Origin of the sequence: Streptomyces caeruleatus, from assembly GCF_001514235.1 — a bacterium.
In the GTDB taxonomy this organism is placed as follows: Bacteria; Actinomycetota; Actinomycetes; order Streptomycetales; family Streptomycetaceae; genus Streptomyces; species Streptomyces caeruleatus.
In genome coordinates, this window is record NZ_KQ948927.1 from 37,943 (window position 1) to 54,234 (window position 16,292).

15 protein-coding genes are annotated in these 16,292 nt (G+C 71.7%); 5 read left to right on the forward strand and 10 right to left on the reverse strand.

Going from position 1 to position 16,292, the window contains the following annotated elements; all coding sequences use genetic code 11:
* Positions 1–126: 126 nt before the first annotated feature.
* From AQJ67_RS12575 to AQJ67_RS12605, 6 genes are all read right to left on the reverse strand, one after another.
* Positions 127–999 (reverse strand): ECF transporter S component, encoded by an 873-nt coding sequence (locus AQJ67_RS12575; protein WP_062718624.1) that lies wholly within the window; start codon positions 997–999, stop codon positions 127–129.
* Positions 996–2,729: an ABC transporter ATP-binding protein gene (locus AQJ67_RS12580; RefSeq protein WP_062718626.1), complete on the reverse strand. Its 1,734-nt coding sequence runs from the start codon at positions 2,727–2,729 to the stop codon at positions 996–998. Before AQJ67_RS12580 ends, AQJ67_RS12575 begins: the two co-directional genes overlap by 4 nt.
* A complete protein-coding gene (locus AQJ67_RS12585; RefSeq protein WP_079055930.1) occupies positions 2,726–3,898 on the reverse strand; it encodes an energy-coupling factor transporter transmembrane component T in 1,173 nt (390 codons plus the stop codon). The genes AQJ67_RS12580 and AQJ67_RS12585 overlap by 4 nt, the downstream gene beginning before the upstream one ends.
* Positions 3,891–4,535, reverse strand: a complete 645-nt coding sequence (locus tag AQJ67_RS12590; RefSeq protein WP_425264148.1) for an SCO2322 family protein — start codon at positions 4,533–4,535, stop codon at positions 3,891–3,893. The genes AQJ67_RS12585 and AQJ67_RS12590 overlap by 8 nt, the downstream gene beginning before the upstream one ends.
* Positions 4,532–5,773 carry an SCO2321 family membrane protein gene (locus AQJ67_RS12595; protein ID WP_062718627.1) on the reverse strand — a complete coding sequence of 414 codons (1,242 nt, stop codon included), beginning with the start codon at positions 5,771–5,773 and terminating at the stop codon, positions 4,532–4,534. The genes AQJ67_RS12590 and AQJ67_RS12595 overlap by 4 nt, the downstream gene beginning before the upstream one ends.
* Before the next feature lie 334 nt (positions 5,774–6,107).
* Positions 6,108–7,151 carry a Strvi_7410 family MBL fold metallo-hydrolase gene (locus AQJ67_RS12605; RefSeq protein ID WP_062718629.1) on the reverse strand — a complete coding sequence of 348 codons (1,044 nt, stop codon included), beginning with the start codon at positions 7,149–7,151 and terminating at the stop codon, positions 6,108–6,110.
* 208 nt (positions 7,152–7,359) lie between these two features.
* On the opposite strand from AQJ67_RS12605, the gene AQJ67_RS12610 reads away from it, so the two are divergent.
* Together AQJ67_RS12610 and AQJ67_RS12615 are read left to right on the forward strand one after the other, a co-directional pair.
* Entirely contained in the window at positions 7,360–8,817 is a 1,458-nt protein-coding gene (locus AQJ67_RS12610; protein ID WP_062718630.1) for an aldehyde dehydrogenase, read from the forward strand.
* Between the two features lie 3 nt (positions 8,818–8,820).
* On the forward strand, positions 8,821–9,054 hold the full coding sequence (locus AQJ67_RS12615; protein WP_062718631.1) for a ferredoxin: 234 nt from the start codon (positions 8,821–8,823) through the stop codon (positions 9,052–9,054).
* A gap of 255 nt (positions 9,055–9,309) precedes the next feature.
* On the opposite strand, the gene AQJ67_RS12620 is transcribed toward AQJ67_RS12615, so the two are convergent.
* On the reverse strand, positions 9,310–9,930 hold the full coding sequence (locus AQJ67_RS12620) for a TetR family transcriptional regulator (RefSeq protein ID WP_062718632.1): 621 nt from the start codon (positions 9,928–9,930) through the stop codon (positions 9,310–9,312).
* 220 nt (positions 9,931–10,150) lie between these two features.
* Here AQJ67_RS12620 and AQJ67_RS12625 point away from each other — a divergent pair, with 220 nt between their 5' ends.
* From AQJ67_RS12625 to AQJ67_RS12635, 3 genes are all read left to right on the forward strand, one after another.
* A complete protein-coding gene (locus tag AQJ67_RS12625; protein WP_244190446.1) occupies positions 10,151–11,686 on the forward strand; it encodes a glycosyltransferase family 4 protein in 1,536 nt (511 codons plus the stop codon).
* Positions 11,687–11,756: 70 nt separating this feature from the next.
* Positions 11,757–12,491 carry a class I SAM-dependent methyltransferase gene (locus AQJ67_RS12630; protein ID WP_062718633.1) on the forward strand — a complete coding sequence of 245 codons (735 nt, stop codon included), beginning with the start codon at positions 11,757–11,759 and terminating at the stop codon, positions 12,489–12,491.
* Positions 12,488–13,558 carry a prenyltransferase/squalene oxidase repeat-containing protein gene (locus AQJ67_RS12635; protein WP_062718634.1) on the forward strand — a complete coding sequence of 357 codons (1,071 nt, stop codon included), beginning with the start codon at positions 12,488–12,490 and terminating at the stop codon, positions 13,556–13,558. The genes AQJ67_RS12630 and AQJ67_RS12635 overlap by 4 nt, the downstream gene beginning before the upstream one ends.
* Positions 13,559–13,665: 107 nt before the next feature.
* Here the strand turns inward: AQJ67_RS12635 and AQJ67_RS12640 are convergent, their stop codons facing one another.
* The 3 genes from AQJ67_RS12640 to AQJ67_RS12650 form a co-directional block, all read right to left on the reverse strand.
* Positions 13,666–13,959: a hypothetical protein gene (locus tag AQJ67_RS12640; RefSeq protein WP_062718636.1), complete on the reverse strand. Its 294-nt coding sequence runs from the start codon at positions 13,957–13,959 to the stop codon at positions 13,666–13,668.
* A gap of 47 nt (positions 13,960–14,006) precedes the next feature.
* A complete protein-coding gene (locus AQJ67_RS12645; RefSeq protein WP_062718637.1) occupies positions 14,007–15,017 on the reverse strand; it encodes an LLM class F420-dependent oxidoreductase in 1,011 nt (336 codons plus the stop codon).
* A gap of 107 nt (positions 15,018–15,124) precedes the next feature.
* On the reverse strand, positions 15,125–15,952 hold the full coding sequence (locus AQJ67_RS12650) for a DUF5336 domain-containing protein (protein WP_062718638.1): 828 nt from the start codon (positions 15,950–15,952) through the stop codon (positions 15,125–15,127).
* Positions 15,953–16,292 lie beyond the last annotated feature (340 nt).

Consider the following 16,292-nt stretch of genomic DNA (forward strand, 5'->3'; position numbering starts at 1 on the left):
CAGGGCGCATTATGGCGTGGACATGGCGTCCTATTTGCCCGACTAGCGTGAATAGTAGGTGATGTGGGTCATGTGGGGTGCTTCACCGGAGAGGGGGTGAGGGCGTGACCGTGTGCGCGGAGCTCCTCACCCTGCGGGAGCGTCGAACGTGACGGGGCTCTCGAAAGCCGCACGGCGGGTGGCCCGGCGCAACGCGCGCAGGATCACCGGGCCGAGCGCGAGGGTCAGTACGACGGTGACGAGCGCCCGGCCGAGGTCCCAGCCGAGCGAGGTGGCCAGGCAGTACGCGACGAAACGGGCGAGGTTCGCGGGAACGGCCGCCGTCGGGTCGAAGGCCACGTTCGAGGCCAGCGCGCTCATGAAGGGCCAGCCCGCGAGGTTCATGATCGTGCCGTAGACGAAGGCCGCGAGAAAGCCGTACGCGGCGAGCATCAGCAGCTCCGCCCGCCCGCGCAGGCGGTCCGGGCCCGGCAGCAGGCCCGCGCCCATCGTGAACCAGCCCATCGCCAGCATCTGGAACGGCATCCAGGGCCCCACGCCGCCCGTCAGCAGCGACGACGCGAACATCGTCACCCCGCCGAGGACGAAACCGAACCCCGGGCCGAGGACCCGGCCGCTGAGCACCATCAGGAAGAACATCGGCTCGATACCGGCCGTCCCCGCCCCGATCGGCCGCAGCGCGGCCCCCGTCGCCGCCAGCACCCCGAGCATCGCGACCGCCTTCGGGCCGATCCCCGACTCGGAGATCGTGGCGGAGACGACCGCGACCAGGAGGACGAGCAGCGCCGAGAACAGCCAAGGCGCGTCCTGGGCGTGCGCGCTCAGCTGGGAGGCGGGCGGCGCGAGGAACGGCCACCCGAAGGCGGCGAAGCCGACGGCGCTGACCAGGGCGAGGGCGGTGACGGAACGGGGGCCGAGACGGACGGCTCGGGCCTGGGGGCTCGGGGGGCTCGGGGGGCTCTGGGGGGTGGTCTGGGGGGTGCCCCGGCCGCCGGTCATGACAGGGCCTCTCGCACCTCGGCGACCGTGAGCCACTTCTGCGGGGCCAGGATCTTGGCCACCTGCGGGGCGAAGGACGGGGACGCGACGACGACCTCCGGGGTCGGGCCGTCGGCGATCACCTCACCGTCGGCCAGCAGGACGACCCGGTGCGCGAGCTCGGCGGCCAGCTCCACGTCGTGCGTGGCCAGCACGATGGCGTGGCCCCGGGCGGCCAGGTCGCGCAGCAGCGTGACGAGCCGGGCCTTCGCCGCGTAGTCCAGGCCGCGGGTCGGTTCGTCGAGGAGGAGAAGGGGCGGGTTCGCGGTCAGGACCACGGCCAGGGCGAGGGTGAGGCGCTGGCCCTCGGAGAGGTCGCGGGGGTGGGTGTCGTCCGCGATGCCCGGGCCGGGGAGGAGCTCGGCGACGAGGGCGCGGCAGGTGCCGGGGGCCGCGCCGGCGTCCTGGTCCGCGGCCGTGCACTCCGCCGCGACCGTGTCGGCGTAGAGGAGGTCGCGGGGTTCCTGGGGGACCAGGCCCACGCGGCGTACGAGGTCCTTCGGGGCGGTCTCGTGGGGGACGGCTCCGTCGACGTGGACCGAGCCGGTGGTGGGCGGGACCAGGCCGACGAGGGTGTTGAGGAGGGTGGATTTGCCGGCGCCGTTGCGGCCCATGAGGGCGATGGTCTCGCCGGGGGTGACGGTGAGGTCTACGTGGCGTAGGGCGTGGATGTGGGCGCGGGTTACGGAGAGGGCCTGTATTTGGGCTGCGTAGGGGGTGGTTTGGGTGGTTGCGGTGCTGTTGCGCCTGAACCAGCGGTGGGGGGCGCCCAATGGGGTGGGGGGTGTCGGGCGTTGGCGGGTGCGGGTTGTGGGTGGTTGATCGCGCCCACGCGGCGGAGCCGCACATGTCACAGCCCCGCGCCCGTTTGAGGCGTTGGTGTCCCGCTCCTCCAGCTGTTGACGTAGGCCTGCTGCCTTGCGGCGGGCGTCCCTGACCGTCAGGGGCAAGGGGGACCATCCCGCCAGGCGGCCCAGCGCCACCACCGGTGGGTAGACCGGAGAGACGGCCATGACCTCTGCCGGGGTGCCTACGGTGAGGGTGGGGAGGAGGGCTATGCGGTCGGCGTACTGGATGACCCGTTCCAGGCGGTGTTCGGCCATCAGAACCGTCGTGCCCAGGTCGTGGACGAGGCGTTGGAGGACCGCGAGGACCTCCTCGGCGGCGGCGGGGTCCAGGGCGGAGGTGGGCTCGTCGAGGACGAGGACCTTGGGGTGGGGGGTGAGGACCGAGCCGATGGCGACACGTTGTTGCTGGCCGCCGGAGAGGGTGGCGATGGGGCGGTCGCGGAGGCCGGTGAGGCCCAGGAGGTCGAGGGTCTCCTCGACACGACGCCGCATGACGTCAGGGGCGAGCCCCAACGACTCCATGCCGTACGCGAGTTCGTCCTCGACCGTGTCCGTGACGAAGTGGGAGAGCGGATCCTGGCCGACCGTGCCCACGACGTCCGCCAGCTCGCGGGGCTTGTGACTGCGAGTGTCCCGGCCCGCCACCGTGACACGACCGCGCAGCGTACCGCCGGTGAAGTGCGGCACAAGGCCGCTGACGGCCCCGAGCACCGTTGACTTGCCCACACCCGACGGGCCGACCAGCAGAACCAGCTCGCCCTCGGGCACCTCGAAGTCGATCCCCTGGACGGTGGGTTCGAGGGCGCCGTCGTAGGTCACCGATACGTCCTCGAAGCGGATCACGACGGCTCCTTGGGGGTGAGGAAGGCGGGCAGGAGGCCGAGGAGTACGGCTGCTGCGGGCCAGAGGGGGAGGGTGGGGGCGGTCAGGGGGATGACGCCGGGGTGCAGTGACCCGGGGTCCCGGGAGGCGGCCAGGGTGAGCAGCGCGGCGACCGCGACGCCGGAGGCGGTGACCAGCCAGGCACGGGCGTCCCACGGGTCGGGGCGGTAGCGGGTACGCGGGGTGCGGCGGCCCCCGAGCCACAGGCCGGCCAGCGCGGAGGCCAGGCCGGCGAGGAGGACGGGGAGGCCGTAGGCGGCGCCCTGGGCGGTGAGCAGGCCGTACGTTCCGGCGCAGACGCCCAGGAGACCGCCGAGGGTGAGGGCGGTGGTGGTACGGCGGACGGCGGCCGGCACCTGTGCGGTACGGCCGTAACCGCGCGCGTCCATCGCCGCGGCCAGAGCGACCGAACGCTCCAACGCGCCCTCCAGCACCGGCAGCCCGACCTGCAGGAGACCGCGGATACCGTGGTCCGGTCGGCCACGCAGCCGACGCGCGGCCCGCAAGCGCTGGGCATCGGCGATCAGGTTCGGCGCGAAGGTGAGCGCGACGACCACCGCCACGCCCATCTCGTACAGCGCGCCCGGGAGCGACTTCAGCAGCCGGGCGGGGTTCGCGAGCGCGTTCGCCGCGCCCACACAGATCAGCAACGTGGCGAGCTTCAGCCCGTCGTACAGGGCGAACACCAGCGCTTCCACCGTCACCGCGCCGCCCAGACGGATCCCCTGCGCCCAGTCGGGGAGAGGCACTTCGGGGAGCGTGACGACCGTGTGCGTGCCGGGGATGGGGGACCCCAGGGCCACGGCGAAGAAGAGCCGGACGAGCAGCACGGCAAGGGCGAGCTTCACGAAGGCGGCGTAGGAGCGGGCCCAGGGCGCGTTCGAGCGACAGGTCGCCACCACGTAGGCCGAGGTCGCGATGAGGAGGGCGAGGAGGAGGGGGTTCGTGGTCCGGGTGGCGGCAACCCCGAGGGAGAGAGCCCAAAGCCACCAGGCGCCGGGATGGACAACGCCCTGAAGGGGCGCGGGGCTGTGACATGTGCGGCTCCGCCGCGTGGGCGCGACCAGCCACGATGGCGCCGCACCCTCGGAACGACCCTTCGTCCCCCTTCCTACGGAGCCCTCACCCATCCCTACGCCGCCGCACCTGCCAGACCCCCGCCGCCCCCAGCACAACGACCACCGCGATCCCGGCCACCAGGCCAAGAGACGGACCGCCGCCCGAGGCCCCCGACGCCTCCTTCTTCTGCTCGCCCTCAACCACCGGCTCCCCACACCCCTTCGCCGGATACCCCGAGATTGCGCACAACAAAGCGTTCGTGTCGTACCGCAGCGGCTTCGCCACAGCGGCCAGCGCCTCCGCCGTGGTCGCCTCCGGCGACACCCGCGCGCACGCGGTACGGCGAGCCGGCGGGGCCTCCCCCGACGGGGCGTCCGCGGCCGTACCGAAGTCGATGACCAGAGCCACCCGCTTCGTGCCGTCCCGCGCGGGCGTCCGCGCACAGATCACGGCGAACTCGGCGGCGCCCCTCGGCCGGGCGGCGTCGTTCGAGTCCTCGCTGACCGCGAAGCGGAAGCCCTGGACGTCGCCGTCGGAGGGGCGGGCGAGGGAGGGGCCCTGGGTCGCGTACGTCCACCGTTCGCCGTCGCGGTCCCAGAAGGACCAGTAGCGGTAACCGGTCGCCTGCGCCTGGGCGGCGCCGGTCAGGACGACCAGTACGGCCAGGACGAGCGTGAGAGCGCGGCGGCGGATCACGGTGACCTTCACTTGCCCTTGTTGCGGCCGCTGAGCAGGAAGCCGATGCCGATGCCGACGACCAGGAAGATGCCGACGTACCACCAGACGCCGAACGGGCTGTCGCCGTCCTCCTTCTCCTCGTCCTCGGAGGGCTTCGCCGACGCCGTGACCGACGCGTTCGGCGCGGACGCGGACTGCGGGGCGGGCCCCGTCGCGTTGAGCTGCTTGACGAGGTCGGTGTCGCCGAAGTCACGCGGGTCGATGCCGGCGGCGTGCGCGGCGAAGATCAGCTGGGCGTAGGCGGCGGGACCGCTCTGCTCGGCCCACGCGGCGTAGTGCTGCTCCAGCCAGACCAGGACCTCCCGGCCCCGCTGGGTCAGGCCCGCGGCGGAGAGCGCCACCACGGCGTCGGCGGTGTTGCCGTAGTCCGGCTGGTCCTTGGCCCCGGGCAGCACGGACTTCAGGTAGCCGGTCCCGCTCATGCCGCGGGCGAGGTGGACGGCACCGTTGAGGGCCGCGTCGGCGGGCGTCGGGGTCTTGCCGCCGAGGCACTTCCGGGTGCTCGCGGGGGCCTTGCCCGCGGCCGCCACGAGCCCCTGGCCGAGGACGCCGACCACGCCCGCGGCGGTCGCGTCGGCGTTGGCCGCCAGCGCGCCCTTCTTGTCGGGCTGGAACGCGAACGCCCCCGCGTCCTCGTCGCCGCACGGCAGGGACAGCTTCAGCAGGGCGTCGTACGGCGACTTGCCCGCCTTGCGCACGTCCGCGGGCTTCTCACCGACGGCGGCGAGCGCGCCGATCACGACGGACGTCGAGTTCGCGTCACTCGCGCCGCCCGGCATGTACCCCCAGCCGCCGTCCTTGTTCTGCACGGACTTCAGCCACTCCACCGCCTTGCCGGTCGCCGTGTCGTGGCCGTCGAGCGCGGCGAGCGCCTGGACGGCGGCGGCCGTGTTGTTGGTGTCGACCGGCGTCTTCGCGTCGCAGGCCTTCGAGACGTCGGCACGGAACGGGGCGAACCCGCCGTCGGCGCACTGCTGCCCGGCGAGCCACTCCACGGCCTTCGCGGCCGGCTTCACGTCCACCGTGTCCTGGGCGAGCAGCGCGAGCGACTGGCGCCACACGCCGTCGTACGTGGGGTCCGTGGTGCCGTACAGCCCGGACGGGAGGGCGACGGACGGCGACGGGGACGGGTCGGCGGCGAAGGCGGGCGTGACCGTGCCGATCACGGTGACGGCGGCCAGGACCGCGGCGCTGCGGCGGACGTACATGATCGGCGGATGCCCTTCCCTCAAGGGGCCGGGCAGCACAGGGAAGACCCCCGGGCGGCTCGGCTCCGTATACCTCGACGGTGCCGCGCTCCGGCGGGCTGCCGGGGCACGTGAGCCGGTCACGAATCCGTACGGGGCGATCCGGCTCACCGGCCTGCTACGACCGGTTCACGATGGGGGTACCACCCAGGCCCTCAAGGCACTGGGGGAGGGTCAGCGCCGGATTTGCACCGGCTTCCCCCTGTACGTACGGGTGTGATGACGACGCGGCCACTCTACCGGCCCGTAGCCAAGCGGCTGAGGGGAGGCTGTGAGCGGCGGCGGGCCGGCGGGGCTACAGCGACGGACGGGCCGAGGCCACGTACGTCACCGGCTCGCTCCCCGCCACCGCCTCCGCCCGTCCCAGCTTCACCAGCCGGCGCAGATGGGCCTCGGCCTCCGCGATGGCGATGTTCCGGGAGCCGTAGGGGATATGGGACCAGGGGCGGTTCCACTCCATGCGTTCCGCGAGCTGCCAGGGGGTGAGGGGTTCGGCGAGGAGGGCCTGGAGGTCGGTGAGGCGGGACTCGTGGTGGGTCAGCAACTCCCGTACGCGGGCGGGGGCGTCGGTGAACGTGTGCTGGTGGGCCGGGAGGACCTCGGCGGGGGCGAGGCGGGCGACGCGTTCGAGGGAGGCGAGGTAGTCGCCGAGGGGGTCGGTGACAGTCGTGTCGTCGGGGTCCTCGTACAGGCCGATGTGCGGGGTGATCTCGGGGAGGAGGTGGTCGCCGGAGAACAGGCGGCCGTGGCCGGGGAGCCGGGCCGGGTGCTCCTCCTCCAGGTGCAGGCAGACGTGGCCGGGGGTGTGGCCCGGCGTCCAGATCGCGCGCAGGCGGCGGCCGGGGAGGTCGAGGAGTTCGCCGGGGACGATCTCGCGGTCGGGGGCGGCGGGGGAGAGGCCGGGGAGGGTGCTCGGGCGGTGGGCGGTGCGCAGGGGGGCCACATGGGCGTCGGGGGCGCCGGCCGCGGTGAGCTTGGCCGCCATGTAGGAGAACCAGCGCCCCGGCCGGGTCGCGCGGGTGCGCCGTACGATCGCCGCGTCCGCCGCGTGCATCGCGATCCACGCGCCGGAGGCCTCGCGCACCGTGCCCGACAGGCCGTGGTGGTCGGGGTGGTGGTGGGTGATCACCACGCCGTGGATGTCACCGGGCGCGGTGCCGCAGGCCACGAGCCCTTCGGCGAGCGTGTCCCAGGACGTCGGGTCGTCCCAGCCGGTGTCGACGAGCACCGGGCCGCGGTCGGTGTCGACGACGTACACGAGCGTGTGGCCGAGCGGGTTGTCCGGGATGGGGACCTGGATGGACTTCACGCCGCCGCCGTGGTCGTACACCGTCGCCATGGGCTCCCCAATCGCCGCGACATGTCCCGGCCGTGAAGGACTCCCGGTCACTATAACTAGAACGGGTTTCGATGGGAGCCCGAGTCACCTACCAAGTGGGCGGGAGGCGTGTGCGGTCCGTGGACTCCTCCGGGTGGAACTGGTATCAGTTCCTGAAACAGCGTCAGAAACCAAGGAATCCGCTCCAGCTCCGCAGGAGGCGTCGGCCATGACCGAGCTCGTGGAACACGGACAGCTGATCATCGGCGGGGAGTTGACCGACCCCCTGGGCCAGGACGTCATCGAGGTCGTCTCGCCGCACACGGAAGAGGTCATCGGACGCGTCCCGCACGCCTCGCCCGCCGACGTCGACCGGGCGGTCGCGGTGGCGCGGAAGGCGTTCGACGAGGGACCCTGGCCGCGGATGAGCCTCGACGAGCGGATCGAGGTCGTCACCCGCATCAAGGACGGAATCGCCGTACGGCACGAGGAGATCGCCCGCGTCATCTCCGCCGAGAACGGCTCCCCGTACTCCTGGAGCGTCCTCGCGCAGGCGCTCGGCGCGATGATGGTGTGGGACGCGGCGATCACGGTCGCGCGGAACTTCACGTACGAGGAGCGGCGCGACGGTGTCCTCGGCAGGATCCTCGTCCGGCGCGAGCCGGTCGGCGTCGTCGCGGCCGTCGTCCCCTGGAACGTCCCGCAGTTCGTCGCCGCCGCCAAGCTCGCGCCCGCGCTGCTCACCGGCTGCACGGTGGTGCTGAAGCCGTCCCCGGAATCGCCGCTCGACGCCTATCTCCTCGCCGAGATCGCCAAGGACGCCGGGCTGCCGGAGGGGGTCCTGTCCATCCTCCCGGCCGACCGCGAGGTGAGCGAGTACCTGGTCGGGCACCCCTCCGTCGACAAGGTCTCCTTCACCGGTTCCGTCGCCGCAGGCAAGCGCGTCATGGAGGTCGCGGCCCGCAATCTCACCCGCGTGACACTGGAGTTGGGCGGCAAGTCCGCGGCCGTCGTCCTGCCGGACGCGGACGTCGCGGCGACCGTCGCCGGAGTCGTCCCGGCGGCCTGGATGAACAACGGCCAGGCCTGCGTGGCCCAGACCCGGATCCTGCTCCCGCGCTCCCGCTACGACGAGTTCGCCGAGGCCTTCGCCGCGGCGGCCGGCGCGCTGGTGGTCGGCGACCCGCTGGACCCGGCGACCCAGGTGGGCCCGCTGGTGGCGGAGCGGCAGCAGCGCAGGAACCTCGACTACATCCGGATCGGCCAGGAGGAGGGCGCCAAGATCCTCACCGGCGGCGGGCGTCCGGCCGGTCTGGACAAGGGCTGGTACGTCGAGCCGACCCTCTTCGGCGACGTCGACAACTCCATGCGGATCGCGCGAGAGGAGATTTTCGGCCCCGTCATCTGCCTGCTGCCCTACGGCGACGAGTCCGAGGCCGTGAAGATCGCGAACGACTCCGACTACGGCCTGAGCGGCAGCGTCTGGACGGCCGACACCGGGCACGGCATCGAGGTCGCCCGCCAGGTCCGTACCGGAACGTACTCGGTGAACACCTTCAGCCTGGACATGCTGGGCCCCTTCGGCGGCTACAAGAACTCCGGCCTGGGGCGGGAGTTCGGCCCCGAGGGCTTCGGCGAGTACCTGGAGCACAAGATGATCCACCTCCCGGCGGGCTGGGAGGCGTAGGGGATGGGCGACCGCTGGCACATCGAGGTAGACCGGTCGGTGTGCATCGGCTCGGCCCAGTGCGTCCATCACGCCCCCGACGGCTTCCACCTCGACACCGCCCGCCAGTCCCACCCGGCCGACCCGGAGACGGACGCCAACGAGAAGATCCTGGCCGCGGCGGAGAGCTGCCCGGTGGAGGCGATCGTGATCACGGTGCTGGGGAGTGGGGAGCCGGTGTTCCCGCCGGAGGAATAGTGAAAAATATCCTATTTGGGGTGTTCCATATGGGCTTGGGAGTTCTATCCTGGTAGTGGCCTACGGGACGAGTGAGGGAGTCCGAACCGGAGTAGCCGACGCTGGCAGGAAGCAGACGGTTTCCGCCGGTGCCGACGTCGACGGTCCGGGCTGAGAGGCCGGAAGGCAGCAGCAGGGCCGGAAGGCGACCCCCAGAACCTGATCCGGACAATACCGGCGAAGGGAACCCGTCTCGTAGGTTTTACCTGTGCCCTTTTACCTGTGCCCTTCCGGGGCCGTCAGGTCGATCAGCCGGCACACCGTCTCGATGTCGATCTTCACCTGGGCGATCGAGGCCCGGCCCGACAGCCAGGTGATCAGGGCCGAGTGCCAGGTGTGCTCGATGACGCGGACGGCGGAGAGCTGCTCGGGTGTCGGGTTCTCAAGCCCCATCGAGTCCAGGATGATCACCGTCGTCTGCCGGGAGACCTGGTCGACCTCGGGGGAGACGCTGCGGTCGGCGAAGGTCAGGGCGCGGACCATCGCGTCGGCCAGGTGCGGCTCGCGCTGCAGGGCACGGAAGGCGCGCATCAGCGTCTCCGCCACCCGCTCCGCCGCCGTCTCCCCGTGCGGCGGCTTCTTGCGCAGCGTGCCGTGCATGTGCTCCAGCTGGTCCTGCATCGTGGCGACCAGCAGATGGATCTTGGACGGGAAGTAGCGGTACAGCGTGCCCAGCGCCACCTGCGAGGACTCCGCGACCTCCCGCATCTGCACCGCGTCGAAACCGCCCCGGCTGGCGAGCTGCGCGCTGGCGTGCAGGATGCGTCGGCGGCGGGCCTCCTGCCGCTCGGTGAGAGGCGGTGAGGAGGGGCTCGCGCTACTGACTTCCGCAGGCATGGATCCCGTTCCGTGACAGTCGGTGAGGCTGAGTGACCGGACAGAGCATGCCAGTGCGTCGGCCGTGGCGTGAATCACCCGATCCATCGCTCACAGCGGCGCTACCTGCCGGTAGATTCAGAGCCTCTTGAACGATCAAGTCTGAAACTTGTTCTAGATTAGCGTCCCGCGTAATCTCGCGGGACATCGCAGGGAGAACGCAGGGAGAAGGGGGTCCGGAGTGACCGCTGAGGCCAGGGAGGCCGGGCTCTCACAGGACCCTGCCGCCGACGGCGAGCGACCGCTCGACATTGCGCTTCTCACCTATAAAGGGAACCCGTTCTGCGGCGGCCAGGGCGTCTACGTACGGCACCTCTCCCGCGAACTCGCCCGCCTCGGCCACCGCGTCGAGGTCATCGGCTCCCAGCCCTACCCCGTCCTCGACGAGGGCGCGGAGTACGCCGGCCGGCTGACCCTCACCGAACTCCCCTCCCTCGACCTCTACCGCCAGCCCGACCCCTTCCGCACCCCGGGCCGCGGCGAGTACCGCGACTGGGTCGACGCGCTGGAAGTGGCGACCATGTGGACCGGCGGCTTCCCCGAGCCGCTGACCTTCTCGCTGCGCGCCCGCCGCCATCTGCGGGCCAGGCGGGGGCACTTCGACGTCGTGCACGACAACCAGACGCTGGGATACGGGCTGTTGGGCGATGTCGGCGCGCCCCTCGTCACCACCATCCACCACCCCATCACCGTCGACCGCCAACTGGAGCTGGACGCGGCCGAGAGCCGGCGCCGGCGGCTGTCGGTGCGCCGGTGGTACGCCTTCACCCGCATGCAGAAGCGGGTGGCCCGCCGCCTGCCGTCCGTGCTGACGGTGTCCGGCACCTCCCGGGCGGAGATCGTCGACCATCTCGGCGTACAGCAGGACCGTATCCACGTCGTGCACATCGGCGCGGACACCGACCTGTTCTCGCCGGATCCCGCCGTACGGCAGATCCCCGGCCGCATCGTCACGACCTCCAGCGCCGACGTCCCGCTCAAGGGCCTGGTCTTCCTCGTCGAGGCACTCGCCAAGGTCCGCGCCGAGCACCCCGACGCCCACCTCGTCGTCGTCGGCAAGCGCCCCGAGGAGGGCCCGGTCGCCCAGGCGATGGAACGGTACGGCCTCGAAGGCGCCGTCGAGTTCGTCAAGGGCATCTCCGACGCCGAACTCGTCGATCTGGTCCGCTCGGCGCAGGTCGCCTGCGTACCGTCGCTGTACGAAGGCTTCTCCCTGCCGGCCGCCGAGGCCATGGCCACGGGAACGCCGCTGGTCGCCACGACCGGCGGGGCCATCCCGGAGGTCGCCGGGCGCGACGGCGAGACCTGTCTGGCGGTGCCGCCGGGGGAGCCCGGGGCGCTGGCCGCCGCGCTCAGCCGACTGCTGGGCGACGCTGAACTCCGCGACCGCCTGGGAGCGGCCGGCCGTGACCGCGTCCTGCGGAACTTCACCTGGGCCAAGGCCGCCGAGGGCACGGTGAGCCGCTACCGCGAGGCCATAGCCGACTCGGCGGGCGACGGCCCACGCCGCTCCCCGGCCGGCACCCCCCGCTCCGCGCCCCTGCCTCCCGGCCCTTCCGCGCAGGGCGCACCGGGCGCGCAGGGCGCACAGGGCGCACCGGCAAGGGGGACCGGCACCCCGCCGGGGCCCGAGGCTGCGCAGGCCGACGGTCCCGCGGGCGTGACCCGGACCGTGAGGGACAGCGAGGCCGTGCACATGACCGAGGCCGCCTCATGAGCGTCGGCCGTGACCACGGCACCCACGCCCCCCGCCCCGCCCACCGTTCCGACCGCGAAAGCAGGCCCACGTGCTGACCGTCGACTTCTCCCGGTTCCCGCTCGCCCCGGGCGACCGCGTCCTGGACCTCGGCTGCGGCGCCGGCCGGCACGCGTTCGAGTGTTACCGGCGCGGCGCCCAGGTCGTGGCGCTGGACCAGAACGGTGAGGAGATCCGCGAGGTCGCGAAGTGGTTCGCGGCGATGAAGGAAGCGGGCGAGGCACCAAAAGGGGCCACCGCGACGGCGATGGAGGGCGACGCCCTGGCCCTCCCCTTCCCCGACGAGTCCTTCGACGTCGTGATCATCTCCGAGGTCATGGAGCACATCCCGGACGACAAGGGCGTACTCGCCGAGATGGTCCGGGTGCTGAAGCCCGGCGGCCGCATCGCCATCACCGTCCCCCGGTACGGCCCCGAGAAGGTCTGCTGGACCCTGTCCGACGCCTACCACGAGGTCGAGGGCGGCCACATCCGCATCTACAAGGCGGACGAGCTGCTGGCCAAGATCCGCGAGGCCGGCCTCAAGCCGTACGGCACCCACCACGCCCACGCCCTGCACAGCCCCTACTGGTGGCTGAAGTGCGCGTTCGGCGTCGACAACGACAAGGCGCTGGCGGTGCGGGCGTACCACAAGCTGCTGGTCTGGGACATCATGAAGAAACCGCTGGCGACGAGGGTGGCCGAGCAGGCCCTCAACCCCCTGATCGGCAAGAGCTTCGTGGCGTACGCGACCAAGCCCCACCTCCCGGCGGTGGACGCGCGGTGACCACTCCCCGGACAGAACACCTCGTCCTGCCCGGGGTCCTCACCGCCGAGCAGGCCGCCGCCACCGTGGCGGGGATCCTTGCCGTGCAGCGAGAGGACGGCGCGATCCCGTGGTTCCGCGGGCATCACCTCGACCCGTGGGACCACGTCGAGGCGGCCATGGCCCTGGACACGGCCGGTGAGCACACGGCCGCCGAGAAGGCGTACACCTGGCTGGCGACCCACCAGAACGAGGACGGCTCCTGGTACGCCGCCTACGCGGACGGCGCGCACGACGACATCACCGACACCGGCCGCGAGACCAACTTCGTCGCCTACATAGCCGTAGGCGTCTGGCACCACTACCTCTCCACCGGCGACGACACGTTCCTGGACCGCATGTGGCCGTCCGTGTACGCGGCCGTCGAGTACGTCCTTCAGCTGCAGCAGCCCGGCGGACAGATCGGCTGGCGGCGCGACGACGACGGTACGGCGACCGCGGACGCCCTGCTGACCGGCTCGTCCTCCATCCACCAGGCCCTGCGGTGCGCGCTGGCCATCGCCGAGCAGCGGGAAGAGGCGCAGCCGGACTGGGAGTTGGCGGCGGGGGCGTTGCGGCACGCGATCCGGCGGCATCCGGAGCGGTTCCTGGACAAGGACCGTTACTCCATGGACTGGTACTACCCGGTGCTGGGCGGCGCGCTGACCGGCGCCGAGGCCAAGTCCCGGATGGAGGAAGGCTGGGAACGCTTCGTCGTCCCCGGGCTGGGGGTGCGGTGCGTCGTGCCCAACCCGTGGGTCACGGGCGGCGAGTCGGCCGAACTCGCCCTCGCGCTCTGGGCGATGGGGGAGTCCGACCGGGCCCTGGAGATCCTCCAGTCCATCCAGCACCTGCGGGATGCGGAGAGCGGGCTGTACTGGACGGGGTACGTCTTCGAGGACGACGCCGTCTGGCCCCGGGAGCTGACCACCTGGACGGCCGGGTCGTTGTTGCTGGCCGTGGCCGCGCTGGGTGGGCATGAGGCGACGTGTGCGGTGTTCGGTGGGGAGCAGTTGCCGACGGGGCTTGACCCGGATTGTTGCGCCTGAGAGCTCGGGTGGTTCTGCTGTGCGGCGGGTGCGGGTTCGTTGTGGCTGGTCGCGCCCACGCGGCGGAGCCGCATATTGATACAGGCCCGCGCCCCTTTCGGGGCGTTTCAGTGGCGGTGGACTCGATTGGCTATGGCGTGGCCCACGAACAAGTACACCACCGCCGCCAGGCCGTAACCGGCCACCACCCTCGCCCACTCCTCGTCGAACGTGAACAGGTCGTGCGACCATCCCGCCAGCCAGCGGGCCACGTCGTGGACGAACTGGACGAAATCGTTGGCGCGGTTGGCGTCCAGCAGGTACATCAGGATCCAGAGGCCCAGGATGAGGGCCATGACGTCGGCGACGATCGCTATGACCGTGCCGGCCTGATGGGCACCAGTGCGATATCGAGGGGACATGCCCTGCGGGTAGCCCTTGAATCCCGGATGAAACCCGCCGTGCCGGACTATGAGTTGAGCTCGGCGAGCACACGCAACGTGTTCCGGTCGGGGGACAGGGCGAGCAGATCCGTCACCGGGCCCTTCCGCCACAACTCCAGCCGCTCGGCGATGCGTTCACGCGGCCCCACGAGGGAGATCTCGTCGGCGAAGGCGTCCGGGACGGCGCGCACGGCCTCCTCCCGGTGGCCCTCCAGGAACAGCCGCTGAATCCGCCGCGCCTCTTCCTCGTACCCCATGCGCGCCATGAGGTCGGCGTGGAAGTTACGGGCCGCGTGCCCCATGCCGCCGATGTAGAAGCCGAGCATGACCTTGACGGGAAGGAGCCCCTCGGAGACGTCGTCGCAGACCTGGACCCTGGCCATGGGCGCGACGAGGAAGCCCTGAGGGAGGTCGCGTACGGCGTCCCCGTACACCTCCGGCCTGCTCGGCGACCAGTACAACGGCAGCCAGCCGTCGGCGATCCGGACCGTCTGCGCGACGTTCTTCGGGCCCTCGGCGCCGAGCAGCACCGGGAGGTCGGCGCGCAGGGGATGGGTGATCGGCTTCAGCGCCTTCCCGATACCGGTGGCGTCCGGGCCGCGATACGGGTGGGAGTGAAAACGCCCGTCGAGCTCGACGGGTGCCTCGCGCCGCAGGACCTGCCGTACGATGTCGACGTACTCGCGCGTGGCGGTCAGCGGCGAGGCGGGGAACGGCCGCCCGTACCACCCCTCCACCACCTGCGGCCCCGACAGCCCGAGCCCCAGCATCATGCGCCCGCCGGAGAGGTGGTCGAGGGTGAGGGCGTGCATGGCGGTCGTGGTCGGCGACCGGGCGGCCATCTGCGCAACGGCCGTACCCAGCTTGATTCTTGACGTCTGCGCGGCGATCCAGGTGAGCGGCGTGAACGCGTCCGAACCCCAGGACTCGGCGGTCCACACCGAGTCGTAGCCCAGCCGCTCGGCCTCCTGCGCGAGGGACGCATGGTCCGTGGAGGGGCCGCGACCCCAGTAACCGAGTGCGAGCCCGAGCCGCATGTCCGCCTCCTGACGCTCCGTCAGTTCTACATCGGCTTGCGACTGTACGACGACGGCCCCTCACCGGGAAGGGTGAGGGGCCGTTCGTACGGGTTCAGTTGCTGTGGTCAGCCGCGCTGGATGCCCGACGTGTCCTGGAGGACGCCACGGCGACCGTCCTGCGTCTGCGCCACCAGGGCCGGACCGCGCTGCTCGACGGCCAGGTACCAGGTGCCCGGCGCGAGTTCGGCGATCGGCGTCGGCGAACCGTCCTCCGCGAACAGCGGCCGCGCCACCGGCACGGCGAACCAGAACGGCGAGAAGTCCGCCGCGGGCGCCTGCGGCTGCTGAGCCTGCTGCGGCTGCCCGCCACCGAACGGCTGCCCGGCCTGCGGCTGCCCACCGTACGGCTGCCCGGCCTGCGGCTGCTGAGCACCCGGGTAGCCGTAACCAGCGGGGGGCTGGGCGCCGTAGGGCTGGGGGGCGGCGGGGCTGGGGGTGGGGAGGAGGGGGGCCTGGAGGGCGGGGACCAAGGGGGTGGCGATGGCGGCAGCGGCCAGGACCAGAGTGGCGATCAGGGCGAGGATCAGTCCGGTGCCCGCGTCCGGGCCGGAGGAGGAACTCTCGCCTACGTTGTTCGCGCCGCCGGCAGGGTCGAAGATATTGCCTAGTGCACTCCAGGCAGCGAAGACCGTGAAGGCGACGCCGAACTGGCCGAGGTCCAGTCCGGCAACCTTGGGCGCCTGCGGCAGTCCCCGGGCGACCACGATGAGCGCGGCGCCGATGAGGCCCGCCAGCACGACGCCGAGCAGGAGCGGTCCGCTGCCCCAGGCGTTCGGCAGGTCGATGCCCTCGGCACCGTCGACGGAGTAGATGTCGAGGAACGACGCGATGAACAGCAACACCGCTGCTCCGATCACCACGCCGTCGCCTCGAGTGAGGGAGCGGATATTCACTTCAGTCGGTCCTTCAGTCAGTCGTCTCGTCATCGGTAGAGGCGTCGCTGTCACCATGTCGCCGTCAGGCCCCGGTGTGAAGCGCGGGGGTGGCCCCTCATCGTAGGGACGACCTTATCGTCCGACCGACGAGGCTGTCCGCAGGGATCAGCCGGTGGACCACTACACGTGCAGGAAACTCACGATCCCCTCAGAGATTCCACGGACGCCCGCGTGCACCTCGCGCCGGTGGTCAGCAGCCGCACCCTTGCTATGGCCCAGATGCCCGATCCGTGGAACGGCTCGGAAACCGTTGGCAGATTGAGACCGCCGTCCGCAGTGAGAAGCGGCCCGCCGGGGT

Bases quoted from the DNA above. Each gene is read 5' to 3' on its own strand.
- AQJ67_RS12575 (WP_062718624.1), bottom strand. From the start codon at position 999: ATGACCGGCGGCCGGGGCACCCCCCAGACCACCCCCCAGAGCCCCCCG.
- AQJ67_RS12585 (WP_079055930.1), bottom strand. From the start codon at position 3,898: ATGGGTGAGGGCTCCGTAGGAAGGGGGACGAAGGGTCGTTCCGAGGGT.
- AQJ67_RS12595 (WP_062718627.1), bottom strand. From the start codon at position 5,773: ATGTACGTCCGCCGCAGCGCCGCGGTCCTGGCCGCCGTCACCGTGATC.
- AQJ67_RS12605 (WP_062718629.1), bottom strand. From the start codon at position 7,151: ATGGCGACGGTGTACGACCACGGCGGCGGCGTGAAGTCCATCCAGGTC.
- AQJ67_RS12610 (WP_062718630.1), top strand. From the start codon at position 7,360: ATGACCGAGCTCGTGGAACACGGACAGCTGATCATCGGCGGGGAGTTG.
- AQJ67_RS12615 (WP_062718631.1), top strand. From the start codon at position 8,821: ATGGGCGACCGCTGGCACATCGAGGTAGACCGGTCGGTGTGCATCGGC.
- AQJ67_RS12620 (WP_062718632.1), bottom strand. From the start codon at position 9,930: ATGCCTGCGGAAGTCAGTAGCGCGAGCCCCTCCTCACCGCCTCTCACC.
- AQJ67_RS12640 (WP_062718636.1), bottom strand. From the start codon at position 13,959: ATGTCCCCTCGATATCGCACTGGTGCCCATCAGGCCGGCACGGTCATA.
- AQJ67_RS12645 (WP_062718637.1), bottom strand. From the start codon at position 15,017: ATGCGGCTCGGGCTCGCACTCGGTTACTGGGGTCGCGGCCCCTCCACG.